The organism is Marisediminitalea aggregata (assembly GCF_900129565.1).
GTDB lineage: Bacteria > Pseudomonadota > Gammaproteobacteria > Enterobacterales > Alteromonadaceae > Alteromonas > Alteromonas aggregata.
Genome location: NZ_FQWD01000002.1, coordinates 15363 through 38285, shown reverse-complemented (window position 1 = coordinate 38285; position 22923 = coordinate 15363). Strand labels below are relative to the sequence as shown.

Below are 22923 nucleotides of genomic sequence, written 5' to 3'. Positions count from 1 at the left end.
TTATAACGCTTTAATCGCGAGTAACATCTGGGTATTGACGGGAACGTCAATACCCTTTTTTTGTGCCTGTTTTACCACATAGCCATTGATTGCATCGATTTCAGTGGGACGCTTATGGGCGATATCCTGGTGCATGCTGGAATAATTCTCAGCGGTATTTTCGATGACGTTTAAGACCTGCTCCAATGCTGATTTGGCATCGATGAAAATGCCGCAAGCTTGCGCAGTGAGGCATACCTCTTCACATATAGCCTGAAGGGTAGGGCGATACGAGGCCTGAGCGAGCTCACCGTTGTTAACATTGGCCAATGCGGTCAGCGGATTAATGGCACAGTTAATAAGCAGCTTTTGCCACAGTGCGTTGTGCATGTCATCACGCCAGGTAACCGGACCGATACAGGCCTCCATAATTGGGGTGAGCTGATGTTGCAGCGAAATTGCCTTAGGGTGGTGAAAAGCCATACCCAGCATGGTAGCGCCCAAACCGGTGTGTTTCACGGTATCTGCATTCAGCTTTAATGCACCGTGACTTGTAGTAGCCAGCAATACCGGGTTGTCAGGAATGATATCTCTGGCTAATTCAACGCCACCCATGCCATTGTGCAGCAGTAAAACAGGCGTATTCAGACTGATTTTCCCCTGCCACTGACGCAACGCGTCTTCAAGCTGAAAGGCTTTCAGTGGCATGATCAGCAAGTCAGTGTCACCCAATGGGTAGCTGTCATTTGACGCATATTCCAGCGTTGTTATCTGGCCGTCCAGGCCCTCTGCATAGCGCAGGGGATTGCGATCCTGGCGTACAAAACACCGATAAGTCAGTTTAGCCTTGTGGGCCCCGGCTGCGCAAAGACCACCGATGGCACCACTGCCGAGTATATTAATACGCCAGGACATCCATTTTTCCTTTTTATTAAGCGTTGGGTTTTCCTGGCGCGCTTGGCCAGGCAAGTAGGGCCGGGTCTGACTGGCTGTTGAGCCAGGTTGAAAATACCGGATTGATGAACGCTTCCCCCTGCTGTGGACAGCTAAACACAGCAATTGATTCTCCATACCATTGGAAAGCCACGCACCATGCATGTAAATAAAGCCTATCCGAATGCGTCCCACCATACAATGCGTCGCCCAAAATCGGACTGCCGAGACTTTTCAGGGCCACGCGAATTTGATGTGTCTTGCCGCTTAATGGGCGAACGACAAACGTTCGGGGAGCCCCGTCAAACCCATAACTGAAGAATTGTGTAATGGCCGGATTATGCCGGCTTTTCAGCAGTATATGCTGGCCCTGACGGCGATTTTTCATGTCACCAAGGATGGTGCCTTGTTTCTTCTTCGGCTTTTTGTCACTTAGCGCAAGGTAGTATTTTTGCACCTGGTGAGTGCGGAAAAGCAGCTCAAAGTGAGCGGCTGCTGCTCGGTTTGTTGCCAGAATCAGACAGCCCGATGTACCGTCGTCAAGCCGGTGTACCAAATGAAGATCAGACAGGCCAAACGCCATTTCAGCCTGATGAACCACACCTTCTTGTGGATCATGCATAGTTGTTCCCGGCGGTTTATCAATTACGATAAAGTCGGGATGAGAAAACAGAATGTTCAACCTGATTGCCCGCGATTAGGCTAATTCTGACAACAGCGCTTTAGCGGCATCGTAATCCAGTTCGTCGATGGCGTTGGTAATTTGCTGTCGCTGCATCGGTGAAGCGGGCATGGCGTCTAACCAGCTATTAAGCTTGTCGTTGCTGATAAACTCATGGTTGTTTAGCGCGACAGTCAGTGCCTGCAGCGCAATTTTACTTTCAGGCTTTTCTTCACTGGTACTATTCGTTGCGTCATCGCCGCTGGGCAACGCGTCTATAAGGGCAATAGTCTGGTTGACCTGCTGCAATAAATCGGCAATATCATTGTTATTCACGTCAGATGCTTTGAGTTGCTGATTGATCGAGCGACTTGCTTCGAACACGGCATTGCAACCCAGGTTTCCGGAAACGCCTTTTAATGTGTGCACAAGAATTTCAGCGCCAGCAATATCCTGAGCGCTTAACAGTGCAGGAAGCCGGGTGCCGATGTCTCTGTATTCATCGGCGAACTTTCGCAACAGGCGATGGAGTAGCGCTTCGTTGCCGTTGAGTTGTCTGAGTCCAAACTCGAAATCAATAGGTTCGTTTGTTGTTGTCATAGCGCCTTTCGTTTCAACTGTGGAGTTTTGTGTAATGTATTTGTATATGGTATTCGTATTTGCTGTACACTTTTAGTTATATTTATTGTTAAAGTGCTCAACTTTAGTTTAACGTTTTCCTATCTTCAGCTACTGGCGATCATTTTCCTGGAATTACTTCATGTTGTTTAGATTCATTTTAGTCGGTTTGTGTATTTTTGTGGTGTCAGCTTGCCAGTATGCGAATAACACAACCGATTCTGCCCTTGTTGCTGTATCAAAGGCGTCGTCTGACAGTGTAGCACAGCCAGTTCACATCAATTATGAAAAATATAAACTGGCCAACGGGTTAACTGTTATTTTGCATCAGGATAAGTCTGATCCACTGGTGCACGTTGATATGACGTATCACGTTGGCTCTGCCAGAGAGTTACCGGGCAAAACCGGTTTTGCCCACTTCTTTGAACATATGATGTTTCAGGGCTCAGAAAATGTGGCCGATGAGCAGCACTTTAAAATAGTGACGGACGCAGGTGGCACCCTGAACGGCACAACCAACCGCGATCGCACGAATTACTTCCAGACCGTACCCGCGAATCAGCTGGAAAAAGTACTTTGGCTGGAAGCCGACCGAATGGGTTTTTTATTGCCTGCGGTAACGCAGGAAAAGTTTGAAATACAGCGTGAAACCGTAAAAAACGAGCGGGCCGAGCGGGTAGACAATCAACCTTATGGACGTCGCCATGAAAAAATTGCCGAGGCCCTGTATCCCGAGGGCCATCCTTATGGGTGGCTGACTATTGGTTATGTTGAAGATCTGGACAGAGTTAATGTAAACGATTTAAAAGCGTTTTTTCAGCGCTGGTATGGGCCTAACAATGCCGTACTTACCATCGGCGGCGACATCGATATAGCACAAACAAAAGCCTGGATTTCCCGGTACTTTAGTGAAATACCTGCAGGACCCGATATTCCGGCCCAAGCGCCTGGGATAGCGCAATTATCTGACAATCGCTTTGTCACGCTGGAAGACAATATTCATTTACCGTTGTTGCAAATTGTGCTGCCAACAGTACATGCCCGACATGAAGATGAAGCTGCGCTGGACGTACTGTCGAATATTCTGGGCAGTGGTAAAACGTCACTGTTTTACGAGTCGTTAGTGAAAACCGGTAAAGCCGTTCAAGCGGGCGTGTCGCACCCCTGTAGCGAGCTGGCCTGCGAATTTAATCTGATGGCACTAATTTCTCCGGAGTCCGGAGAAAGTCTGGCCGGCATGTACGATACCATTCAAACCATGCTGGATACGTTTGAGTCGCGTCCGTTTGACGACGACGCACTCCTGCGGGTAAAAGCGAGTATTAAGGCGTCTACCATCTATGGATTGCAGAGCGTGAGTGGGAAGGTGTCAACAATGGCTTATAACGAAACCTTCTTTGGCAATCCGAACCTGATTAACGAGGACATTGCCCGTTATAATAACGTCACCAAAGAAGATGTTTACCGCGTGTTCCGAAAATACATCAAAGGTCAGAAAGCGGTTGTATTGAGTGTAGTGCCTCACGGTCAGTCTGCACTGGCAGCTGCGCCACAAACCTTTCAATCAGCCCCGCGTGAATTCGCAATTCAACAAGAAACCACTTCAATTGACGTTGCCAGACAAACGTCCCGGACGTCGTCCGCCGGCTTTGACCGCTCCGTGGTACCAGAAGCCGGACCTGCGCCATCCGTTACCGTACCTGAGTACTGGCGCGACCGTTTAGACAACGGTATGCAAATTATCGGTGTGACCAGCGATGAGACGCCTACAGTCAGTTTTACCCTGGACATGGAAGGCGGCATGTTACTGGATCCAATGGAAAAAGCCGGGCTGTCACAAATGACAGCTATGATGATGAACGAAACGACTCAGGGCTACAGCAACGAAGCCATGTCTAATGAGTTGGCTAAACTTGGGTCCTCTATTAGCTTCACCAGTAATGGACGATACACCCAGGTATTTGTATCCAGCCTGACAGAAAACCTCGACGCCACTCTGGCTTTACTGAAAGAGAAATTGTTTCGCCCTGCATTTCTTGAGTCAGATTTCGACCGATTGAAAAAGCAAGTGATTGATGGCATCAATTCCCAGGCTAAAAATCCTTCTGCGCTTGCCGAGAGAGCCACGTCGTTAGTGTTATGGGGTAAACAAAACCGTATTAGCTTGTCGCAAACCGGAACAGCAGAAACCATACAAAACATCACACTCGACGATGTTAAACGATTTTATGCAAACTATTATGTGCCGGCTAAAAGCACCCTAGTGATGGTGGGGGATATATCGCAGGCGGCGCTGATTGACCGTTTGGCTTTTTTATCTGACTGGCAGGGCAGTGATTATACCATTCCGGGCTATGCCAGCTTCCCGGAGTATCAGTCTAACCAGATTTATCTGGTCGATGTGCCCGGGGCGACACAAAGTACGGTAAGAATGGTCTCGCGTTCTCTGCCTTATGACGCCACGGGTGACTATTTTCACGCCCAATTAATGAACTTCCCGTTGGGTGACGACTTTAACAGTCGCATCAACCAAAACCTGAGGGAAGACAAAGGATACACCTACGGCGCTTATTCTTCGTTTAACGGTGGCAAATCATTAGGGTGGTTTGAAGCGGGCGCCGAGCTTAAACAGCAATATACCGAAGCGGGTATTGTTGAGCTAATGAAAGAAATTAACCAGTATAAACAACAAGGGATAACCGAAGCAGAGCTAGCGTTTATGCAGAACGCGTTTACGTTAAGTGAAGCGCTGGAGTATGAAACGCCAATGGATAAAGCGGCTTTTCTACGCCGTTTGGTGGCGTATGATTTGCCCAGTGATTACAAGCAAACACAAAAGTCGATAATTCGAGGCATTGCCAAGCCTGAGCTCGACAAAGTGGCTAGCCGCCTGTTAAATACGCAGGATTTACAAATTATTATTGTCGGTGACAAACAAGCGTTGCAACCGCAGCTGGAAGCATTGGCGATGCCAGTTTACGATATTTCCTTTGCTGGTGGTTAGCCACACCAGGCATTCGTCAAAGCAAGTGATCCAGTGACTTGTTTGAGATAACCACAGACCCACGTGAAATTCAGACAATCAGGCATTAACACTGGTGATTTATTTGATAAGATACCCGCAGAACTAACCACTCCGCAGCACGTACGCTGCGGGGGTACACCTGGATATTGACATTGCTTCCATTGACTTCAGATTTTACCTACGACCTAAACGCGTTAAGTCATTCCTCTGCCATTAATAGTATTCAAGGCATTAAACGCGGCGTAGAAAGAGAATGTCTCAGAATCAACCCCACAGGCTCGTTGGCACAAACACCCCACCCGGTGTCACTTGGCGCGGCGCTGACGCACGATAGTATTACAACTGACTACTCAGAATCCTTATTGGAATTTATTACGCCGCCAGAAACCGACGCGAATAAAACCCTGGCGCAATTGGCTGACGTACACAAGTTTACCCTGGACAATCTGGGTGAAGAGCGCCTTTGGCCGCTTAGCATGCCGTGCTTTATTAAAAGCGAAGCTGAAATCCCGATTGCGTACTTTGGTGAGTCAAATGTCGGTAAAATGAAAAAAGCGTATCGGGTTGGTTTGCGCAACCGCTATGGCAGCATGATGCAGGTCATCGCGGGTGTGCATTTTAACTTTTCGGTACCTGACAGCCTGTGGCAATACCTGGCGGAAAAGCAAAACGTTGAACCGACTCAGGATTGGATCTCTGCACAGTATTTCAGCCTGATTAGGAATTACCGCAGAACCTGTTGGTTAATTCCTTTTTTGTTTGGTGCGTCGCCGGCACTGTGCAGTTCGTTTGTCGCCGGGCGCGAACACGGTCTTGATTTTAAGCAACTGGGCAAAGGTACCTTGTATTTGCCCTATGCGACGTCACTGCGTATGAGCGGACTGGGCTACACCAGCACCGAACAGTCATCGCTGCGGATTTGTTACAACGAGCTGGATAATTACATCCGCGTGCTCAGAGAGGCGATGTATCAGCCATCGCAGCGCTATGCGGGATTTGCAGCCGGTGAGGGGGGGAACTTCCAGCAGCTCAGTAAAAACGTGCTACAAATTGAAAACGAATTCTATTCTCCGATACGCCCCAAGCAGCCAACCCGTTCCATGGAAAAGCCAACCGATGCGCTGGCTACCCGTGGGGTTAGTTATATAGAAGTACGTGCGCTGGATGTTAATCCTTTCAGTGCGACAGGCATTTCCCGGGAACAAATCGATTTTCTTGACGTGTTTTTGATCAGTTGTTTGCTTATGGACAGCCCGGAGTTCACCGCAGATCGTTACAAAGAAACGGAAGTGAACTTAAACCGCATTGTATTGGAAGGACGTAAGCCTGGATTAACCTTGCTGCACAACCAACAGGAAGTCAGCATGCAGGTGTGGGCTGAGCAATTGTTTGCCAGGTTCGGCGACGTAGCGCAGTTCATGGATAACGCCTATGATGACAATCGCTATAGCCTGGCAGTTGAACGAGAGTGGCAAAAAATCACTGACCCCGATAAGACTTTTTCAGGTCGCTGGTTAAATAAATTATTAAGTGAAGGCGACAACGCGGTGGTAGGGCGAGAGTTGGCAAATAGCTATCGCAATGACATTAAAGCCTTTGAATACCGTTATAAGACGGCAGCGGACTTTGTTGAAGAGGCCACGCGTTCTCACGCTGCCCAGCAAGACATTGAGGCTGCTGACAAGGTGTCATTTGACGCGTTTATCCAGGAATACTTTGCCCGTCCGCCACAAAATTAGGGCAAAAAAAATGCCTGACACGGGTCAGGCATAAAGAATTCGTTCCAGGGAAACACACATTCGGAACACTAGGTTGGACAATGTATGTACAAAAAGTTCAAACAATTTTGTATTTTTTTTTCGGGTTGGGTGGTGTTAATGCCGCTGATGCTTGTGGGGTGTGCCACAACACCGCCAAAAGACATCAGTAACCTGTGTGAAATCTTCTACGAAAAAGAAGACTGGTACGATGCCGCTGCAGAGATGCGTGACAAATGGGGCGTACCCATTCATGTACCTATGGCCATGATGTATCAGGAAAGCTCATTCCGGCACGATGCGTTACCTCCTCGCGATTATATTCTGTTCGGCTTAATTCCCTGGGGCCGGGTGAGTTCAGCTTATGGATATTCTCAGGCTAAAACACCCACCTGGAGCGACTATATTCGTGAAACGGGTAACAGTGGTGCGGACCGCGATGATTTTGAAGACGCCATGGACTTTATGGGCTGGTTCATTAGTAAAACACACACGGTAAATGGCATTTCGAAGTGGGACGCTTATGCGCAATACCTGAATTATCACGAAGGTTGGGGCGGCTACCGCAAGAAAACATACAACAGAAAGGCCTGGTTAAAACAAGTGGCTAAACGCGTTAAAGACCGCTCACTGCGTTATGCGAGTCAGTTGAAAACCTGCGAAGCGGACTTGCAAAAAAGCTGGTTCTGGAAATTGTTTGATTGAGCTACAAGCGCTTGCAATATAAATTATGTTAGCCAACATGTTGGCGACATAGATGATTTCGGCAAAATTGGCTTCGGTATAAAGGCAGAGTATAGAAAAAGAGTAAAGAAAAATCGGGCAGGCAAAATGCCTGCCCAAAGAAATGGGTATCTGCCCAAGACCGTCAATCATCAGATACCCAACAGGCATAACTACGGTAATCTAAATGATAATTATTATCAAGTTGTGATTTGGTTTTTTTTCGTCGTGAAATAACATAGCGATATCACAACGTGATAGTTAAACGTGTTTCATACGACTCAGTTGCCCCAAATCTCGCTATTCACTCGACATCATCAAACCATAGAAATTCGAAAGAGAATTCAATTAAGTTATTGTTTAAAATGGTTTTTTAGGTTCAGGCATAAACGAAACCACAACCAAAAGTGAATGTTGTTTTCCAGGTAGTGATATGTAAGAGGATGAGTATGTCAAATACATTCAGTAACAAAGCGTCGACAGGCAAATACCGTGTGGTTGGTTACGATCAATACGACTACAGCGAATATTTCATCGATGAGCTACCTAACCTGGAGCAAGCCCTTCAGTTACTTAAGACAAAATGCGCAGCACCTAACGCTACCCCTACCTCGTTTTCAGATGTCTACTTTATTTATAATGATAAAGAGGAAATGCTGTATAAGGGGACGTTTGATAACGGCATTGAACAGCCGGGGCGGTAAATCAAAGAACGATCACATTCACCAAGTTCCCATCACAAGTATTACCTCCTAGTTACCGCGTATATGGGGCTAATATTCTTCGAATAGTCTGTGCTAACAAGGCTTCCTTCACACTAGGCTATCAAGATTTACCACAACCTTTGATCTACATCATATTGCACGCGAGGGCAGCTCGGGGGGATTGATTTGGATCAGCATTTTTGGAAGGGAATGAGGGCAAACTTAACCCATAGAAATTGCAAAAAAGGTGAACGTTATGTGGAGCATGTTATTTAAAGATCCAGTGGTATGGGGCTCTCTGTTAGGTATTTTTATTATCTGCGTGATGATGGCGTATTACGCCTATATGTTTATTCACAACAGTGCCGATGACCACAAATAACCCTCAGTGATACTAACGCGGTTACTGTTAATTACGGTTGGCTTAGCGCTTTTTGGCGAAAGGCGAGTCAACCGTCAGTAATACCAATAGTGCCCCCTGGCCACCGTATTCCAGCGGGGCCTGGTGGAATGCACGTACTTGCGGGTGCTGAATCAGGTAGTGGGGCAGTGCTTGTTTTAGCACGCCGGTACCGTGACCGTGTACCAGGCAAACACAGTCGACGTGTTCCTGTTTGGCTGTATGGAGCAGACTGGCCAGTTCCATCTTGGCTTGTTGCCGGGTCATGCCGTGTAAATCCAGAATATACTCCGGGCTGTAGTCGCCCCGTCTTAGCTGTTTTAGTTCGTAAGCAGGGACGTCTTCCCTGCAGTAACGCAGTGCACCCTGCGGGGCAATAAAGCCTTCAAAGGCATCGGAGAATTCGAAGCTGGCATGGGCGTTGCGCTCTGCCTTTTGTTGGCGCTTTACGGCGATTTTCCTGGCCGGTTGCGGGGGCACATAGGTATCCTGCGTGAGCGGCTTAACCCCTTTTACTTCTGACTGAAAAAGAGACAGGTCGTCCGGTTCTTCTGCGGACGGTGCCGAATACTTTTTCACGCTCAACATTCCTCTGGTTACGAACTGCATATATTGGACAAATTAAGCATGTCCGAAATGGTCAACATTATGTATCATACCACCTTTCTTAAAGCCGGGCATATTAAGCAACATGACAGACAAATTTTACCTCGACGAGGCCATTGCCGATTTGCACTCTATTTTAGATATGGTGCGCTGGGCGGTGAGTCGGTTTAACGACGCAGATTTGTTTTTTGGACACGGTACCGACAACGCTTGGGATGAAGCCGTCAGTCTGGTGTTTCAGGCGCTGCATTTACCCCATGGGTTAACGCAACAAACCGGTGACGGTCTGTTTGCTGCCAGGCTAACGCAAAGTGAGCGCAGTAAAGTGGCTGAGCTGGTGTTGCAGCGCGTGCAAACCCGCTTGCCGTTGCCATACATTACCAACGAAGCCTGGTTTTGCGGGTTGCCATTTTACGTCGACGAGCGCGTATTGATTCCTCGCTCACCGTTTGCCGAACTCATCGAGAACAAATTTGCTCAGTGGTTGAGTGAGCCACCGTCACGCATTCTGGATTTGTGTACCGGCGGCGGCTGTATTGCTATTGCCCTGGCGTACGCGTTTGACGAAGCCGAGGTTGATGCGGTGGACATCAGCGAAGATGCGTTAACCGTGGCTGAAATGAATATTCAGGAACACGGGTTATCGCATCGTGTGTTCCCGCTGTATTCAGATTTGTTCAACCAGCTTGAAGGACAGCAATACGACCTGATTGTGTCTAATCCGCCTTATGTGGATGCACAGGACATGGCTGATTTGCCAAACGAATTCCAACACGAGCCTGAGCTGGCACTCGCCGCAGGCGACGATGGTCTTGATCTGGTTGAGACTATATTACAACAGGCCCCACAACACTTGTCTGATAATGGTGTGTTGTTAGTGGAAGTGGGTAATTCACTGGTGCATATGGACAACCGTTTCCCGGGGTTAGAACTGGAATGGGTTGAGCTGGCACAAGGGGGCCATGGGATTTTTGCCGTAACCAAAGCGGCACTTGAACGATTTAACAACAGGAATAGTGTGTAAATGGCCGGAAATACATTCGGAAAGTTTTTTACCGTTAGCACCTTTGGTGAAAGTCATGGTATCGCTTTAGGTGGCGTGGTTGATGGTTGCCCGCCAGGATTAGCGTTATGTGAAGAAGATTTACAAGTCGACCTGGACCGCAGAAAACCGGGTACCTCGCGGTATACCACGGCGCGTCGTGAAGACGATGAAGTACAAATTCTGTCGGGCGTGTTTGAAGGTAAAACCACGGGTACCAGCATTGGTTTACTGATCAAAAACAAAGATCAGCGCAGTCAGGATTACTCCAATATCGCCAACCGTTTTCGCCCGGGGCATGCGGATTATACCTACCAGCAAAAATACGGTATGCGAGACTACCGCGGTGGCGGCCGCTCATCGGCCCGCGAGACTGCGATTCGGGTTGCTGCGGGGGGAATTGCTAAAAAATTCCTCAAGCAGGTGTACGGTATCGAAATCCACGGTTTCTTGTCGCAATTAGGACCGATTGGCATCGACAGCGTTGATTACGATGTGATCAATACGAACCCGTTTTTCTGCCCCGATGAAAGCAAGCTGGAAGCGCTGGATGAGTACATGCGTGACCTCAAGAAATCCGGTGATTCAATTGGTGCCAAAGTGTCGGTAGTGGCAACCAACATGCCGGTTGGCTTAGGCGAACCCGTCTTCGATCGTCTGGATGCAGATATTGCCGGTGCAATGATGGGCATTAACGCAGTGAAAGGCGTGGAAGTGGGTGACGGCTTTGAAGTGATCACACAAAAAGGCAGCGAGCATCGCGATACGCTGACACCGGAAGGTTTTACCTCAAATCACTCAGGTGGTGTATTGGGTGGTATTTCTACCGGACAGGATCTGGTGGTACACATGGCACTTAAGCCGACCTCGAGTATCTCGGTACCGGGTAAAACCATCGATACCGAAGGCAATGCCATTGATATCGTTACTAAAGGTCGTCACGACCCGTGTGTGGGCATTCGGGCAGTGCCAATTGCTGAAGCCATGCTGGCATTGGTATTAATGGATCACTGCCTGCGTCATCGTGCGCAGAATGCCGATGTAATGAGTCAAACCCCCGTGATCCCTGGCAACGCAGCCAAGTGATTCGACCTGCAATATTAAATCTGTCATGACAACGGTAAATCGCTTTACCGTTGTCGCACTCAGCCTTACCTACGCGCTGTATTTCGGCCAACTTGGTGTTATTACCCCTTATCTTGGCGTCTTCTTAGACGGACGAGGGTTCACCTCTGCCGAAATTGGCGAATTGTTCGCTGTAATTACCCTGGCGCGCATTATCGGGCCTTCGCTGTGGGCAGGGATAGCCGACAAGACCGGTAAAATCCTGTTTATTCTTCGCCTTGGTTGTGCACTCACGGTGTTTAGCTTCATTGGTGTGTTCTGGGCGTTTTCATTCTGGTACCTCACATTGACCATGGGGTTGATGATGATGTTCTGGACTGCCGTGTTACCGCAGCTGGAAGTGTTGACCCTTCATACCGTGGATGGTGACTCAAAGCGCTATGGCAGAGTGCGGCTTTGGGGAAGTGTTGGTTTTATTGTGCTGACCGTGTTGGTGGGGCAGGCACTGGACTTTTTTTCTACAGAAACACCGATTTATGCCTCTATGCTGGTTCTCAGCGCGTTGTTTGTCAGTACACTGGCACTCAGGCAGCCTGACACTATGCAGCGTAATCACAGTCAGTCTGGCAGTATCTGGGGCTATTTGCGCAATAAGGTTGTGATTGTATTTCTTATCGTCAATGGTTTGCTGCAGGTGAGTTTTGGGGCCTATTACGGCTTCTTTGCCTTGTATATGCGCGATTTGGGGTATACGGGAATGGAGACCGGCCTGTTGATTGCGCTGGGCGTGTTGGTCGAAGTGGGTATCTTCCTTATCGCACAAAAACTGATCGCCCGATTCGGCGTGTGGCGACTGCTTATGCTGTGTTTGCTGGCTACCGGACTGCGCTGGTGGGTGTTAGGAACGCTGGCTGAGCATTTCTGGCTGGTATTCTTCAGCCAGTTTATTCATGCATTGAGTTTTGGCTTGAATCATTCGACTTCGATGCAGTTTATTCATCACTATTTTCCGTCACACATTCACGGGCGTATTCAGGCTGCCTACATTGGCCTGGCTTTCGGCTTGGGGGGCGCTATCGGCAATTACGCAGCCGGACAAATATGGCAACAGGGCAGTGGGGCATTCGAAACGTTTGCCGCGGCATCGCTATGTGCTGTTGCTGGTGGGCTACTGTTACTGTTGATTAAGCCTGCTCAAATGAGTCAACGACACCCTCTGCACAGTTAAAGGCCACTGCGCATGCATTGCATTAAAGCGTTGGTGGCAGTGAAATTGTAGGTAAAGTGTAAGCCGGGCAACGTGACATGCCCGGCTGAGATGACTTTCGTTCAGGCCGCGCCATTGACCCTCAGACAACTGGCGAGGACCTTACTGTCCCCGTTTTCGTCAGCTTGCTCAAGTTTTACATCAAATTTCCACAAGCGGTGCAGGTGACGCATGACTTCGTCTTTGCTGTCCGCCAGCGGAATACCGTTTTGTGGCACATAGCGTAACGTCAGCGAGCGATCGCCACGCACATCAACGTTGTAGATTTGAATATTAGGCTCAAGGTTGCTGAGGTTGTACTGGGCCGACAGTTTTTCTCTTATTGCGTGATAACCCTGTTCATCGTGAATAGCCGATACGCTGACATAGGGTTTGCTATCGTCGTCTTCAACCGCAAACAGCTTAAAGTCCCGCATTACTTTGGGCGACAGAAACTGACTGATAAAGCTTTCATCCTTAAAGTTATGCATGGCAAAATGCACCGTGTCCAACCAGTCTTTACCGGCGATGTCAGGGAACCAGTAGCGGTCTTCTTCCGTTGGCTCCTGACAGATGCGTTTAATATCCATAAACATATTGAACCCGAGAGCGTAGGGGTTAATCCCACTGTAATACGGGCTGTTATAGTCGGGTTGGGTGACCACGCTGGTGTGGCTGTGCAGAAACTCCAGCATAAAGCGGTCGGTAACCAGGCCTTCGTCATACAGTGTGTTTAGAATATGGTAGTGCCAGAAACAGGCCCAGCCTTCGTTCATTACCTGCGTTTGTTTTTGCGGGTAAAAGTACTGTGAGACTTTGCGAACTATCCTGACGAGTTCCCGTTGCCAGGGCTCAAGTAGCGGGGCGTTTTTCTCAATAAAGTACAGCAAGTTTTCCTGAGGCTCTGCGGGGAAGCGAGGGGCTTCTTTACTGGATTCGTGTTTTACCTCAGGCAAGGTACGCCATAATTCATTTACCTGCGACTGCAAATATTTTGCCCGTTGCTTCTGGCGGCTTTTTTCTTCCTGAAGAGACAACTTCTGTGGGCGCTTGTAACGGTCAACGCCGTAATTCATTAATGCGTGGCAGGAGTCGAGGGTTTGTTCAACTTCCTCATAGCCGTATTTTTGCTCACATTTGGCGATGTAATTTTTGGCAAATACCAGGTAATCGATAATGGAACTGGCATCTGTCCAGGTTTGGAACAGGTAGTTGCCTTTGAAAAACGAGTTATGCCCATAGCAGGCGTGTGCCATTACCAGCGCCTGCATGGTGATAGTATTTTCTTCCATCAGATAAGCAATACACGGATTGGAATTGATCACTATCTCGTAGGCCAGCCCCATATGGCCACGACGGTATTGTTGCTCAGTTTGAATAAACTTTTTGCCGAAGGACCAGTGCGTGTAATTGATGGGCATGCCTATGCTCGCATAGGCGTCCATCATTTGCTCAGCGGTGATCACTTCTATTTGGTTGGGGTAAATATCCAGTCGAAAGGCTTTAGCAATGCGGTCGATTTCGGCTTCGTATTGCTCCAGCATGTCGAAGGTCCAGTCCGGACCGTCACTCAAAGGCTGTGTTTTTACAGCAGAATTTGCAGCCATTAACTTCCTCCCGAAGCAGTCGATGAATTGGTCTTTTCAAACAACTCCCGGAATACCGGATAGATGTCATTCACCGACGTAATATGTTTACACACAAAGTTTTCGCAGCCTTCCTCCACGGTTTGGTATTCACGCCACAAGCTTTGATGCTGGCGCTCGGTGATTTCGATATAAGCAAAATACCGCGTTACCGGAAGTAGCTTTTTCGTCAGGAGCTCACGGCACTGGGGCGAGTCGTCAGCCCAGTTGTCGCCATCGGATGCCTGTGCGGCGTAAATGTTCCAATCGCTGTCCTGGTAGCGGGCCTGAATAATTTCATCCATTAGCTTGAGTGCACTGGACACAATCGTTCCGCCGGTTTCCTGGGAGTAGAAAAACTCCTGTTCGTCGACTTCTTTGGCCTGAGTGTGATGGCGTATGTAGACCACCTCAACGTTTTCATAGGTGCGGGTTAAGAACAAATACAGCAAAATATAAAACCGTTTTGCCATGTCTTTGGTGGCCTGATCCATTGAACCAGAGACATCCATGAGGCAAAACATAACGGCTTTACTGGTGGGAACCGGCTTCTTGGCGTAGTTTTTAAACCGCAGATCGAAGGTGTCGATGAACGGCACCCCGGCAATTTTGGCTTTCAACTTCGCGATGGTCTGTTCCAGTTCCAGTATGGCAACCGTGTTGTCGTGCTTGTCGTTGCGAAGCGCTTCGAGTTTTTCTTCACACTCGCGCAATTTACGACGATCACCGGCGGTTAATGCGATTCGGCGGGCCATAGAGCCTTTCAATGAACGCACTATATCCAGATTGCTGGGCACCCCGTCGGTTTGAAAACCAGCCCGATAAGTTTCGTATTGCACCACCTGATCAAACTGACTGTTTTTCAGGTTGGGTAGGGCGAGGTCTTCGAACAGCAGGTCCAAATATTCGTCTTTTGAAATTGAAAAACTAAAATCATCCTGACCTTCGCCTGAATCACTGGCGTCGCCCTGACCACTGCCACCACCGCCTTGTTGAGGCGGACGGTCGATTCGGTCTCCGGCAGTAAACTGGTCGTTGCCAGGATGTACCGCTGTGCGCTTTCCGCCCTTGCCGGTATGAAATACCGGCTCGGAAATATCGCGCTTTGGAATACTAATTTGTTCGCCAGAATCAACGTCGGTCACTGAGCGTTCGCCCACGGCGTCAGAAACGGCGCGTTTAATTTGTTGCTTATAGCGTTTTAAGAAACGCTGCCGGTTAAGCGTACTCTTTCCCTTACTGTTTAACCGGCGGTCGATAAAATGTGCCATACAACCCCTTCATTCAAGCTTTACTCGCGGAATGCTACTGGCTTACGATGCTTTGCGGACGCGAAGGTACCACTCGCATAATAAACGCACTTGTTTTTGGGTATAGCCTTTCTCCACCATACGATTGACGAAGTCATCGTGTTTCTTCTTGTCTTCCGCGCTGCCTTTGGTGTTAAACGAAATAACAGGCAGCAGGTCTTCGGTATTCGAGAACATTTTCTTCTCAATGACCGTGCGCAGTTTTTCGTAGCTGGTCCAGGTTGGGTTTTTACCGCCGTTATTGGCTCTGGCACGCAGTACAAAATTCACAATTTCGTTGCGGAAGTCTTTCGGATTACTGATACCGGCTGGCTTTTCAGTTTTTTCCAGTTCGGCATTCAGTGAAGCCCGGTCAAACAACTGGCCGGTTTCCGGATCGCGGTATTCCTGATCCTGTATCCAGAAGTCAGCATAAGTGACATAGCGGTCGAACAGGTTTTGACCGTACTCTGAATAAGACTCCAGGTACGCGGTTTGAATTTCTTTGCCAATGAACTCCACGTAGTGGGGGATCAGGTAGCCTTTCAGGAATTCTTTGTAGCGGTCAGCGGTTTCCTGTGGGAATTGCTCGCGCTCGATTTGACGCTCCAATACATAGAACAGGTGCACCGGGTTGGCCGCCACTTCGGTGTGGTCGAAGTTAAATACCCGTGACAAGATCTTGAATGCAAAACGCGTGGACAGACCTTCCATACCTTCATCGACACCCGCGTAATCACGGTATTCCTGGTATGATTTGGCTTTTGGATCGGTGTCTTTCAGACTTTCACCGTCGTAAACCCGCATTTTCGAATAAATACTGGAGTTTTCTGGGGCCTTCAAACGTGACAACACAATGAATTGCGCCAGGCTTTTCAATGTGTCCGGTGCACAAGGCGCGCCCGATAATTCACTGTTCTCCAATAGTTTGTTGTAGATCCGCATTTCTTCTGAAACGCGTAAGCAATAAGGCACCTTCACAATATACACACGATCCAGGAAGGCTTCGTTGTTTTTGTTGTTGCGGAAGGATTGCCATTCCGACTCGTTAGAGTGGGCCAGAATTAAGCCGTCAAAAGGCAGCGCTGAGAAACCTTCGGTAGGGTTGTAGTTGCCTTCTTGTGTCGCGGTCAGCAGTGGATGCAGCACTTTAATGGGCGCTTTGAACATTTCCACGAATTCCATCAGCCCTTGGTTTGCTTTACACAGTGAACCAGAGTAGCTGTATGCATCCGGGTCGTTTTGGGCAAACTGCTCAAGACGACGAATATCGACTTTACCCACCAGTGACGAAATATCCTGATTGTTTTCGTCGCCCGGTTCGGTTTTCGCAATCCCAATTTGGTCGAGAATAGACGGAAAGGTTTTAACCACTTTAAATTTGGTGATGTCGCCATTGAATTCGTGCAGGCGTTTGCGTGCCCAGGGCGACATGATGGTTTTCAGATAGCGCTTCGGAATGCCGTATTCCTGTTCAAGTATGTTGCCGTCTTCGTTAACGTCGAACAAACAGAACGGATGGTCGTTTACCGGTGAGCCCTGCAGGGTGTAAATAGGCACCATTTGCATAAGCTCTTTGAGACGTTCAGCCAAAGACGACTTACCGCCACCCACTGGCCCCAGTAAATATAAAATTTGTTTTTTCTCTTCCAGGCCCTGAGCGGCATGCTTGAGGTAAGAAACGATTTGCTCTATTGCTTCTTCCATGCCGAAGAACTCGTGAAAAGCCGGATAACGCGAGATGATACGATTTGAAAAAATACGACTGAGCGCTGGATCGGTCGAAGTGTCTATCATCTCGGGTTCACCAATGGCCTGTAGCAGTCTCTCCGCAGAGTTTGCGTAGGCCATCGGGTCGTTTTTACAGATGTCTAAGAACTCCTGGATGGTGAACTCTTCTTGCTTATGTTTTTCATAGCGCTCTTGGTAATGCTCGAAAATACCCATAAATACCCCTGTATAAAAAACGGTCTCCCGTAGTTCCAGCATAGACCTTAAATACGAGAAAACAAAGGGGGGCGATCGGTTATTTATCGTTTATTTTTGCAACAAAAATGTTAATAAAATCATGGAGGCCACAGATTTATTGGGCTGTGATATCAGATGGAGTTCATGAATTTTAGCGGTATTTTAGTGAATGTTCGGCGACATTGTTCGCGGAGTTGTTTATGCTGAAAAGCTGATGAAACGATGAATTATCAGACAAAAAAATACCCGGCCATGGCCGGGTATTTTTACACTAATTGTTTAGTTTTTTGCAATTAAGCTGCGAAGTTTGCAGAAGCAAATTCCCAGTTAACCAGTGCCCAGAAACCTTCCAGGTACTTAGGACGCACGTTGCGGTAATCGATATAGTACGCGTGCTCCCACAAATCTACAGTCATCAGCGGAGTCAGGCTCTCGTCAGTTAACGGAGTAGCTGCGTTGCTGGTGTTTACGATATCAAGGCCGCCGTCAGCAGTCTTAACTAACCAGGTCCAGCTTGAACCGAAGTTGTTCACTGCTTTGTCATTAAACGCCGCTTTGAAGTCGTCAAATGAACCCCATTTCGCGTTGATCGCGTCTGCTAACGCACCTGTTGGCTCGCCGCCGCCATTCGGGCTCAGGCTGTGCCAGTAAAACGTGTGGTTCCAGATCTGTGCTGCGTTGTTGAATACGCCGCCTTCAGAAGATTTAACGATCTCTTCCAGGCTTTTTGATGCCAGGTCTGTTCCTTCGATTAGACCATTTAGCTTGGTCACATAAGTGGCGTGGTGCTTGCCGTAGTGAAAATCAAGCGTTTCTGCTGAAATATGTGGCTCCAGTGCATCTTTTTCATAAGGTAACGCTGGTAATTCAAAAGCCATATGAGTCTCCATTTTCGTGGTTGATTGTACGTAGTCTGTTGTCAGAGTAAGTGTTGTTATACATGGGGGTTACCCCGACTGTTTTGATATATAGGGACGAATCTCACTAACCCAATGACAAATTTCGGATTTTTCGATGGGTTGGTGTTTTTTCAGGTTAATTCGTCGACAGCGACTGCTAAGAATCATCAGACTATATGATGATTTGCGCAAATGCCAATAAATGTTAAGTGTAAACATAATACCGCGAACACGACGGATCTGATCAATCCAAAAGAGAATGGCATAGAGTGATGTGATCTAAGCATAAACCGGATTGCTGTCAGTGCACGCATAGGGATAAAGCACAAAAGATGATAAAGTGCTCGCCATTACAAGCTGTCGCAGTTTAACATTTAACGATGACAGCTTGAAAAAGCGTAAACCATGACCATATTGGTCATTCAGAATCAGATTTAACGAGGCACTCATGGAAAACAATGGTGAACTGAGCACAGTAGAACGTATTCAACAGCAAATCGCGGAAAACCCGATTCTGTTATACATGAAGGGCTCACCCAAACTCCCAAGCTGCGGATTTTCTGCGCAAGCGTCACAGGCGCTGATGTCATGCGGAGAACCGTTCGCATATGTTGATATTCTGCAGAACCCGGATATTCGCGCCGAATTGCCAAAATACGCGAACTGGCCAACGTTTCCTCAGTTGTGGGTAGATGGTGAATTGGTGGGTGGTTGTGACATCGTGTTAGAAATGTTCCAGCAAGGTGAGTTACAAACGCTAATCAAAGAAACTGCTGAGAAAAATAAAGCAGAATAAGCGTTGAAAAGTGTGCTGGCACACATATCGATTTCGAAAAAGCGGCTTTTTATAAGCCGTTTTTTTATGAGTGCTATTTAGTCGTTTTTTAATCAAAATTACGCTAAAAACACGTGATTTTTACCCCGCCTAAAAGTACATAGACAAGTCACAATTCACGATCCTCCATCATAAAAAAATATATTTTTAATTTAGTATATTTTGTTTGTTTTCTAATGGTTTAGCGACTATAACGCAAGGGCTATTTCGAATCTACGAGATGGTGTTGAAGGTTAAATTTACAGATAAAAGGCCGGTGATTTTTGCACAGCAAATGTCACCCAAAAAATGGCCTGACAAAAAACCGGGAAACCATTATGAACACAAGTTTGACGAAACTAACTTCTCAGCTAAGGCTGATTCTGGCAGCGTCGGTTGCTGCTGGTAGTGTGGTAGCAACGCCTGCACTAGCTCAAGAAGAAAGCAACGCAAAAGACGTTGAAAAAATCGCTGTTGTTGGTACGCGTGCTGCACCTCGCTCTATAGGCGACTCAGCAGTACCTATCGATATCATTTCAGAAGAAGAGTTTGTTAACCAAGGCTCTACCGACATGGTATCCATGTTACAAACAGTTGTGCCTTCACTGAACGTTAACGACCAGCCTATTAACGACGCCTCAACCCTGGTTCGTCCTGCGAACTTACGTGGTATGGCTTCTGACCATACTCTGGTACTGGTAAATGGTAAGCGTCGCCATCGCTCTGCAGTTATCACCTTCCTGGGTGGTGGTTTGTCAGACGGTGCACAGGGCCCTGACATTTCTACCATTCCGGCTGCTGCGTTGAAGCAGGTTGAAGTACTGCGTGACGGTGCTGCTGCACAGTACGGTTCTGACGCGATTGCTGGGGTTGTGAACTTCGTGCTGAAAGACGACGCTGAAGGCGGTATGTTCGAAGCGCGCACTGGTTCTTACTACGAAGGCGACGGCGACATGCTTCAGCTCACTGGTAACGTGGGCATGCCTTTAGGTGATGACGGTTTCGCAAACTTCACTGCGGAATACCGCACTTCTGACGCAACCTCTCGTAGCGTTCAGCGTGACGATGCTGCAGCACTGATTTCCGCAGGTAACACCTTCGTTGCTAACCCGTCGCAAATCTGGGGTAGTCCTGAAATCAAAGACGACGTGAAACTATTTGCTAACCTCGGTATGGACCTGGGTTCTGATTCACGCGTGTACTTGTTCGGTAACTACGCTGAGCGTGAAGTAGAAGGTGGTTTTTATTTCCGTAACCCGCACACCCGTGGTGGTGTATACGACGGTGGTACTGACGACAACGATACGCCACTGTTGCTGGTAGGTGACCTGGATGGCGTAGGTATGGGGCTTGAATGTCCTACGGTGCGTATTACCGACGGTAACGTACTTGACGACGCTGATTATGCTCTTATCGCAGATAACTCAACGCCGATTGGCGCAAACTGTTTTGCTTTCAATGAACTGTTCCCGGGTGGTTTCACACCACGTTTCGGTGGTACCGTACAAGACATGTCATTGATTTTGGGAACCAGTGGCGAATTTGGCAATGAAATCGGCTACGACGTTAGCCTGAACTTTGGTCAGAACGAAGTTGATTTCGCTATCAGCAACACCATCAACCCGTCTTTGGGCCCAGATACGCCGACATCTTTCAAGCCGGGTAAATATATCCAGACTGAAAAATCATTCGACGTTGATCTGAACAAGCCAATTGAAGTGGGTTTGTCTGAGCCATTGTACTTAGCCGGTGGTTTCCAGTACCGTCATGAAACGTATGAAAGCATCGCTGGTGATGATGCGTCTTGGGCGATTGGTCCATTGGCATCTCAGGGCTTTGGTATTGGTTCAAACGGCTTCCCTGGGTTGTCTGCGCGTAGTGCGGGTGAAGCATCTCGTCACAACATTGCATTGTATGTTGATGCAGAAGCGTATCTGACTGACGATTTGTTGCTGACTGCGGCAATCCGTTACGAAGATTTCTCTGACTTTGGTGATACCACTAAAGGTAAAGTGTCGTTGCGCTATCAGGCTACTGACAGCATCGCATTCCGTGGTGCCTACAGCACAGGCTTTAAAGCACCTACAATTGGTCAAAGCAACGTACGTAACGTAACGACTGCGTTTGGTACTGATGGTAAGCTAATCGACCGTGCAACGTTACCACCAACAGACCCGATTTCTGTACAAAAAGGCGGTACGCAGCTCACGCCTGAAGAGTCAGAAAGCATGAGCGTTGGTATGGTTGCTGAATTCGATAGCGGCCTGTTCCTGACCGTTGACTACTACCACATCGAAGTGACTGACCGTATTAGTACTACGTCAGGTATCAAGTTAACTGAAGAAGACATCGCAGCGCTGCTAGCACAAGGTGTTGATGACGCGTCAAGCTTCTCAGAAGTTAGCTTCTTCACCAATGACTTCGACACCACGACTGAAGGTGTGGACATTGTTGCTAACTACTCAATGGACATGTTAGGCGGTGATACCAAGTTCTCACTGGCCTATAACTGGACATCCACCACTGTAGATGAAGCATCAGATAACATCTCAGCAGAGCGTGTTCGCATGTTGGAAAACAACCTGCCTGCTACACGTTACAGCTTCACTGCGAACCACACCAATGGTGACTGGCGCGTACTGGGCCGCTTGAACTTCGCGGGTAGTATCTACGAAGATCACTTGGATTCAGGCCTGCCAATCGGTCAGGTTAGCTCTGAATACACATTCGATTTAGAAGTGGGTTATCACTTCACAGACAACCTGCAGTTGGTTGCTGGTGCGAAAAACCTGTTCGACGAGCGTCCTGACGAAAACGTACTGTACGACAATGAAATTGCCGGTTCTCAGTACCCAACAACGTCACCAATCGGTATTAACGGTGGCTTCTATTACCTAAGGGGTATTTACACTTTCTAAGGTAATTGTTTTTCCCTGTGACCTGGCCGACCGGTATAATGCCGGCCGGCCATTTTGGTCACGACTATACTTAGCAGTAAAAACGAGTTTATAAGACCTGGCAATGAGCGAAAAATCGAAGATCGCCTCCACTTACATGAAATATCGCAGCAAACTGATGCGCGCGATAAGCTCAATTGTGGATGCTAACGATATAGAAGACATTGTGCAGGATGCTTTTGTAAAAAGTTACGAAGCAGAATTAAAGCAAGAGATACAATACGAACGCACTTACATGCTCAGAACAGTGCGGAATCTGGCGCTGAATCACGTCAACCGAGCAGCACATCAGCTCAATGATCAAATTGAGAATATGGATGTACTTGCTACCGACTTTAGTGACGAAATGATTGAGCGGCAGGTTGAGAGCAAACAGCGATTTATTCATTTTTGTCAGGCTACTGAAAACCTGTCAGCTGAAGTAAAACGCGTATTTTTGTTAAAGAAAGTGTACGATATGAGCCAGAGGGACATTGCAGAGCTTTTGCAAATCAGTGAAAGCACTGTTGAAAAGCATGTCGCTAAAGGTTTGATGCAGTGTGCACAGTTTTTAGCGCGGCAGCAGCAACCCCATAACAGGGACGAAAGCCAGTCTAATCTGGGGTAGAGCAG

General features: G+C 47.9%; 19 protein-coding genes. 11 read left to right on the top strand and 8 right to left on the bottom strand.

All coding sequences use genetic code 11. The annotated features are described in order from the left end of the window. From BUB81_RS04230 to BUB81_RS04220, 3 genes are read right to left on the bottom strand one after another with little or no spacing between them, the layout of a single operon-like run. Complete coding sequence (locus BUB81_RS04230) at positions 1-894, bottom strand: ketopantoate reductase family protein (protein ID WP_073318863.1); 894 nt, start codon at positions 892-894, stop codon at positions 1-3. A gap of 16 nt (positions 895-910) precedes the next feature. Then, complete coding sequence (locus BUB81_RS04225) at positions 911-1594, bottom strand: TIGR01621 family pseudouridine synthase (protein ID WP_281250806.1); 684 nt, start codon at positions 1592-1594, stop codon at positions 911-913. 15 nt (positions 1595-1609) lie between these two features. Next, positions 1610-2173: an Hpt domain-containing protein gene (locus BUB81_RS04220; protein ID WP_073318857.1), complete on the bottom strand. Its 564-nt coding sequence runs from the start codon at positions 2171-2173 to the stop codon at positions 1610-1612. Positions 2174-2333: 160 nt separating this feature from the next. Here BUB81_RS04220 and BUB81_RS04215 point away from each other — a divergent pair, with 160 nt between their 5' ends. The 5 genes from BUB81_RS04215 to BUB81_RS04195 all read left to right on the top strand — a co-directional run bounded on the left by BUB81_RS04215 (position 2334) and on the right by BUB81_RS04195 (position 8782). Next, on the top strand, positions 2334-5195 hold the full coding sequence (locus BUB81_RS04215; protein ID WP_073318854.1) for a M16 family metallopeptidase: 2862 nt from the start codon (positions 2334-2336) through the stop codon (positions 5193-5195). A 173-nt stretch (positions 5196-5368) separates the two neighbouring features. Beyond that, positions 5369-6955 carry a glutamate--cysteine ligase gene (gene gshA / locus BUB81_RS04210; RefSeq protein ID WP_073318851.1) on the top strand — a complete coding sequence of 529 codons (1587 nt, stop codon included), beginning with the start codon at positions 5369-5371 and terminating at the stop codon, positions 6953-6955. Positions 6956-7039: 84 nt separating this feature from the next. Next, a complete protein-coding gene (locus tag BUB81_RS04205; RefSeq protein WP_073318848.1) occupies positions 7040-7678 on the top strand; it encodes a transglycosylase SLT domain-containing protein in 639 nt (212 codons plus the stop codon). A 467-nt stretch (positions 7679-8145) separates the two neighbouring features. Next, positions 8146-8400, top strand: a complete 255-nt coding sequence (locus BUB81_RS04200; protein ID WP_139241503.1) for a hypothetical protein — start codon at positions 8146-8148, stop codon at positions 8398-8400. Between the two features lie 256 nt (positions 8401-8656). Continuing rightward, positions 8657-8782 (top strand): DUF3149 domain-containing protein, encoded by a 126-nt coding sequence (locus BUB81_RS04195; protein ID WP_073318841.1) that lies wholly within the window; start codon positions 8657-8659, stop codon positions 8780-8782. A gap of 42 nt (positions 8783-8824) precedes the next feature. Here BUB81_RS04195 and smrB read toward each other — a convergent pair whose 3' ends face one another. Then, positions 8825-9388: an endonuclease SmrB gene (smrB, locus tag BUB81_RS04190; protein ID WP_073318838.1), complete on the bottom strand. Its 564-nt coding sequence runs from the start codon at positions 9386-9388 to the stop codon at positions 8825-8827. Positions 9389-9491: 103 nt separating this feature from the next. Between smrB and prmB the strand changes: the two genes are divergently transcribed. From prmB to BUB81_RS04175, 3 genes are read left to right on the top strand one after another with little or no spacing between them, the layout of a single operon-like run. Beyond that, on the top strand, positions 9492-10430 hold the full coding sequence (gene prmB, locus BUB81_RS04185; RefSeq protein ID WP_073318835.1) for a 50S ribosomal protein L3 N(5)-glutamine methyltransferase: 939 nt from the start codon (positions 9492-9494) through the stop codon (positions 10428-10430). Continuing rightward, positions 10431-11534, top strand: coding sequence for a chorismate synthase (gene aroC, locus BUB81_RS04180; RefSeq protein ID WP_073318832.1), 1104 nt, complete (start codon positions 10431-10433; stop codon positions 11532-11534). Positions 11535-11559: 25 nt separating this feature from the next. After that, positions 11560-12741, top strand: coding sequence for an MFS transporter (locus tag BUB81_RS04175; protein WP_073318829.1), 1182 nt, complete (start codon positions 11560-11562; stop codon positions 12739-12741). Positions 12742-12842: 101 nt separating this feature from the next. Here the strand turns inward: BUB81_RS04175 and BUB81_RS04170 are convergent, their stop codons facing one another. The 4 genes from BUB81_RS04170 to sodB form a co-directional block, all read right to left on the bottom strand. Then, complete coding sequence (locus BUB81_RS04170) at positions 12843-14366, bottom strand: SpoVR family protein (RefSeq protein WP_073318826.1); 1524 nt, start codon at positions 14364-14366, stop codon at positions 12843-12845. Beyond that, positions 14366-15655, bottom strand: a complete 1290-nt coding sequence (locus BUB81_RS04165) for a YeaH/YhbH family protein (RefSeq protein WP_073318823.1) — start codon at positions 15653-15655, stop codon at positions 14366-14368. Before BUB81_RS04165 ends, BUB81_RS04170 begins: the two co-directional genes overlap by 1 nt. Before the next feature lie 42 nt (positions 15656-15697). Continuing rightward, positions 15698-17620, bottom strand: coding sequence for a PrkA family serine protein kinase (locus BUB81_RS04160; RefSeq protein ID WP_073318819.1), 1923 nt, complete (start codon positions 17618-17620; stop codon positions 15698-15700). 314 nt (positions 17621-17934) lie between these two features. Continuing rightward, a complete protein-coding gene (sodB, locus tag BUB81_RS04155; RefSeq protein ID WP_073318816.1) occupies positions 17935-18519 on the bottom strand; it encodes a superoxide dismutase [Fe] in 585 nt (194 codons plus the stop codon). A 469-nt stretch (positions 18520-18988) separates the two neighbouring features. On the opposite strand from sodB, the gene BUB81_RS04150 reads away from it, so the two are divergent. From BUB81_RS04150 to BUB81_RS04140, 3 genes are all read left to right on the top strand, one after another. After that, complete coding sequence (locus tag BUB81_RS04150) at positions 18989-19336, top strand: Grx4 family monothiol glutaredoxin (protein WP_175555766.1); 348 nt, start codon at positions 18989-18991, stop codon at positions 19334-19336. A 356-nt stretch (positions 19337-19692) separates the two neighbouring features. Further along, on the top strand, positions 19693-22272 hold the full coding sequence (locus BUB81_RS04145) for a TonB-dependent receptor plug domain-containing protein (protein WP_073318813.1): 2580 nt from the start codon (positions 19693-19695) through the stop codon (positions 22270-22272). A gap of 103 nt (positions 22273-22375) precedes the next feature. Continuing rightward, positions 22376-22918, top strand: coding sequence for an RNA polymerase sigma factor (locus BUB81_RS04140; protein WP_073318810.1), 543 nt, complete (start codon positions 22376-22378; stop codon positions 22916-22918). Positions 22919-22923 lie beyond the last annotated feature (5 nt).

Bases quoted from the DNA above. Each gene is read 5' to 3' on its own strand.
- BUB81_RS04215 (WP_073318854.1), top strand. From the start codon at position 2,334: ATGTTGTTTAGATTCATTTTAGTCGGTTTGTGTATTTTTGTGGTGTCA.
- sodB (WP_073318816.1), bottom strand. From the start codon at position 18,519: ATGGCTTTTGAATTACCAGCGTTACCTTATGAAAAAGATGCACTGGAG.
- BUB81_RS04145 (WP_073318813.1), top strand. From the start codon at position 19,693: ATGAACACAAGTTTGACGAAACTAACTTCTCAGCTAAGGCTGATTCTG.
- BUB81_RS04230 (WP_073318863.1), bottom strand. From the start codon at position 894: ATGTCCTGGCGTATTAATATACTCGGCAGTGGTGCCATCGGTGGTCTT.
- BUB81_RS04160 (WP_073318819.1), bottom strand. From the start codon at position 17,620: ATGGGTATTTTCGAGCATTACCAAGAGCGCTATGAAAAACATAAGCAA.
- smrB (WP_073318838.1), bottom strand. From the start codon at position 9,388: ATGTTGAGCGTGAAAAAGTATTCGGCACCGTCCGCAGAAGAACCGGAC.
- BUB81_RS04150 (WP_175555766.1), top strand. From the start codon at position 18,989: ATGGAAAACAATGGTGAACTGAGCACAGTAGAACGTATTCAACAGCAA.
- BUB81_RS04165 (WP_073318823.1), bottom strand. From the start codon at position 15,655: ATGGCACATTTTATCGACCGCCGGTTAAACAGTAAGGGAAAGAGTACG.
- BUB81_RS04175 (WP_073318829.1), top strand. From the start codon at position 11,560: ATGACAACGGTAAATCGCTTTACCGTTGTCGCACTCAGCCTTACCTAC.
- prmB (WP_073318835.1), top strand. From the start codon at position 9,492: ATGACAGACAAATTTTACCTCGACGAGGCCATTGCCGATTTGCACTCT.
- BUB81_RS04220 (WP_073318857.1), bottom strand. From the start codon at position 2,173: ATGACAACAACAAACGAACCTATTGATTTCGAGTTTGGACTCAGACAA.
- BUB81_RS04195 (WP_073318841.1), top strand. From the start codon at position 8,657: ATGTGGAGCATGTTATTTAAAGATCCAGTGGTATGGGGCTCTCTGTTA.
- BUB81_RS04200 (WP_139241503.1), top strand. From the start codon at position 8,146: ATGTCAAATACATTCAGTAACAAAGCGTCGACAGGCAAATACCGTGTG.
- aroC (WP_073318832.1), top strand. From the start codon at position 10,431: ATGGCCGGAAATACATTCGGAAAGTTTTTTACCGTTAGCACCTTTGGT.
- BUB81_RS04205 (WP_073318848.1), top strand. From the start codon at position 7,040: ATGTACAAAAAGTTCAAACAATTTTGTATTTTTTTTTCGGGTTGGGTG.
- BUB81_RS04170 (WP_073318826.1), bottom strand. From the start codon at position 14,366: ATGGCTGCAAATTCTGCTGTAAAAACACAGCCTTTGAGTGACGGTCCG.
- BUB81_RS04140 (WP_073318810.1), top strand. From the start codon at position 22,376: ATGAGCGAAAAATCGAAGATCGCCTCCACTTACATGAAATATCGCAGC.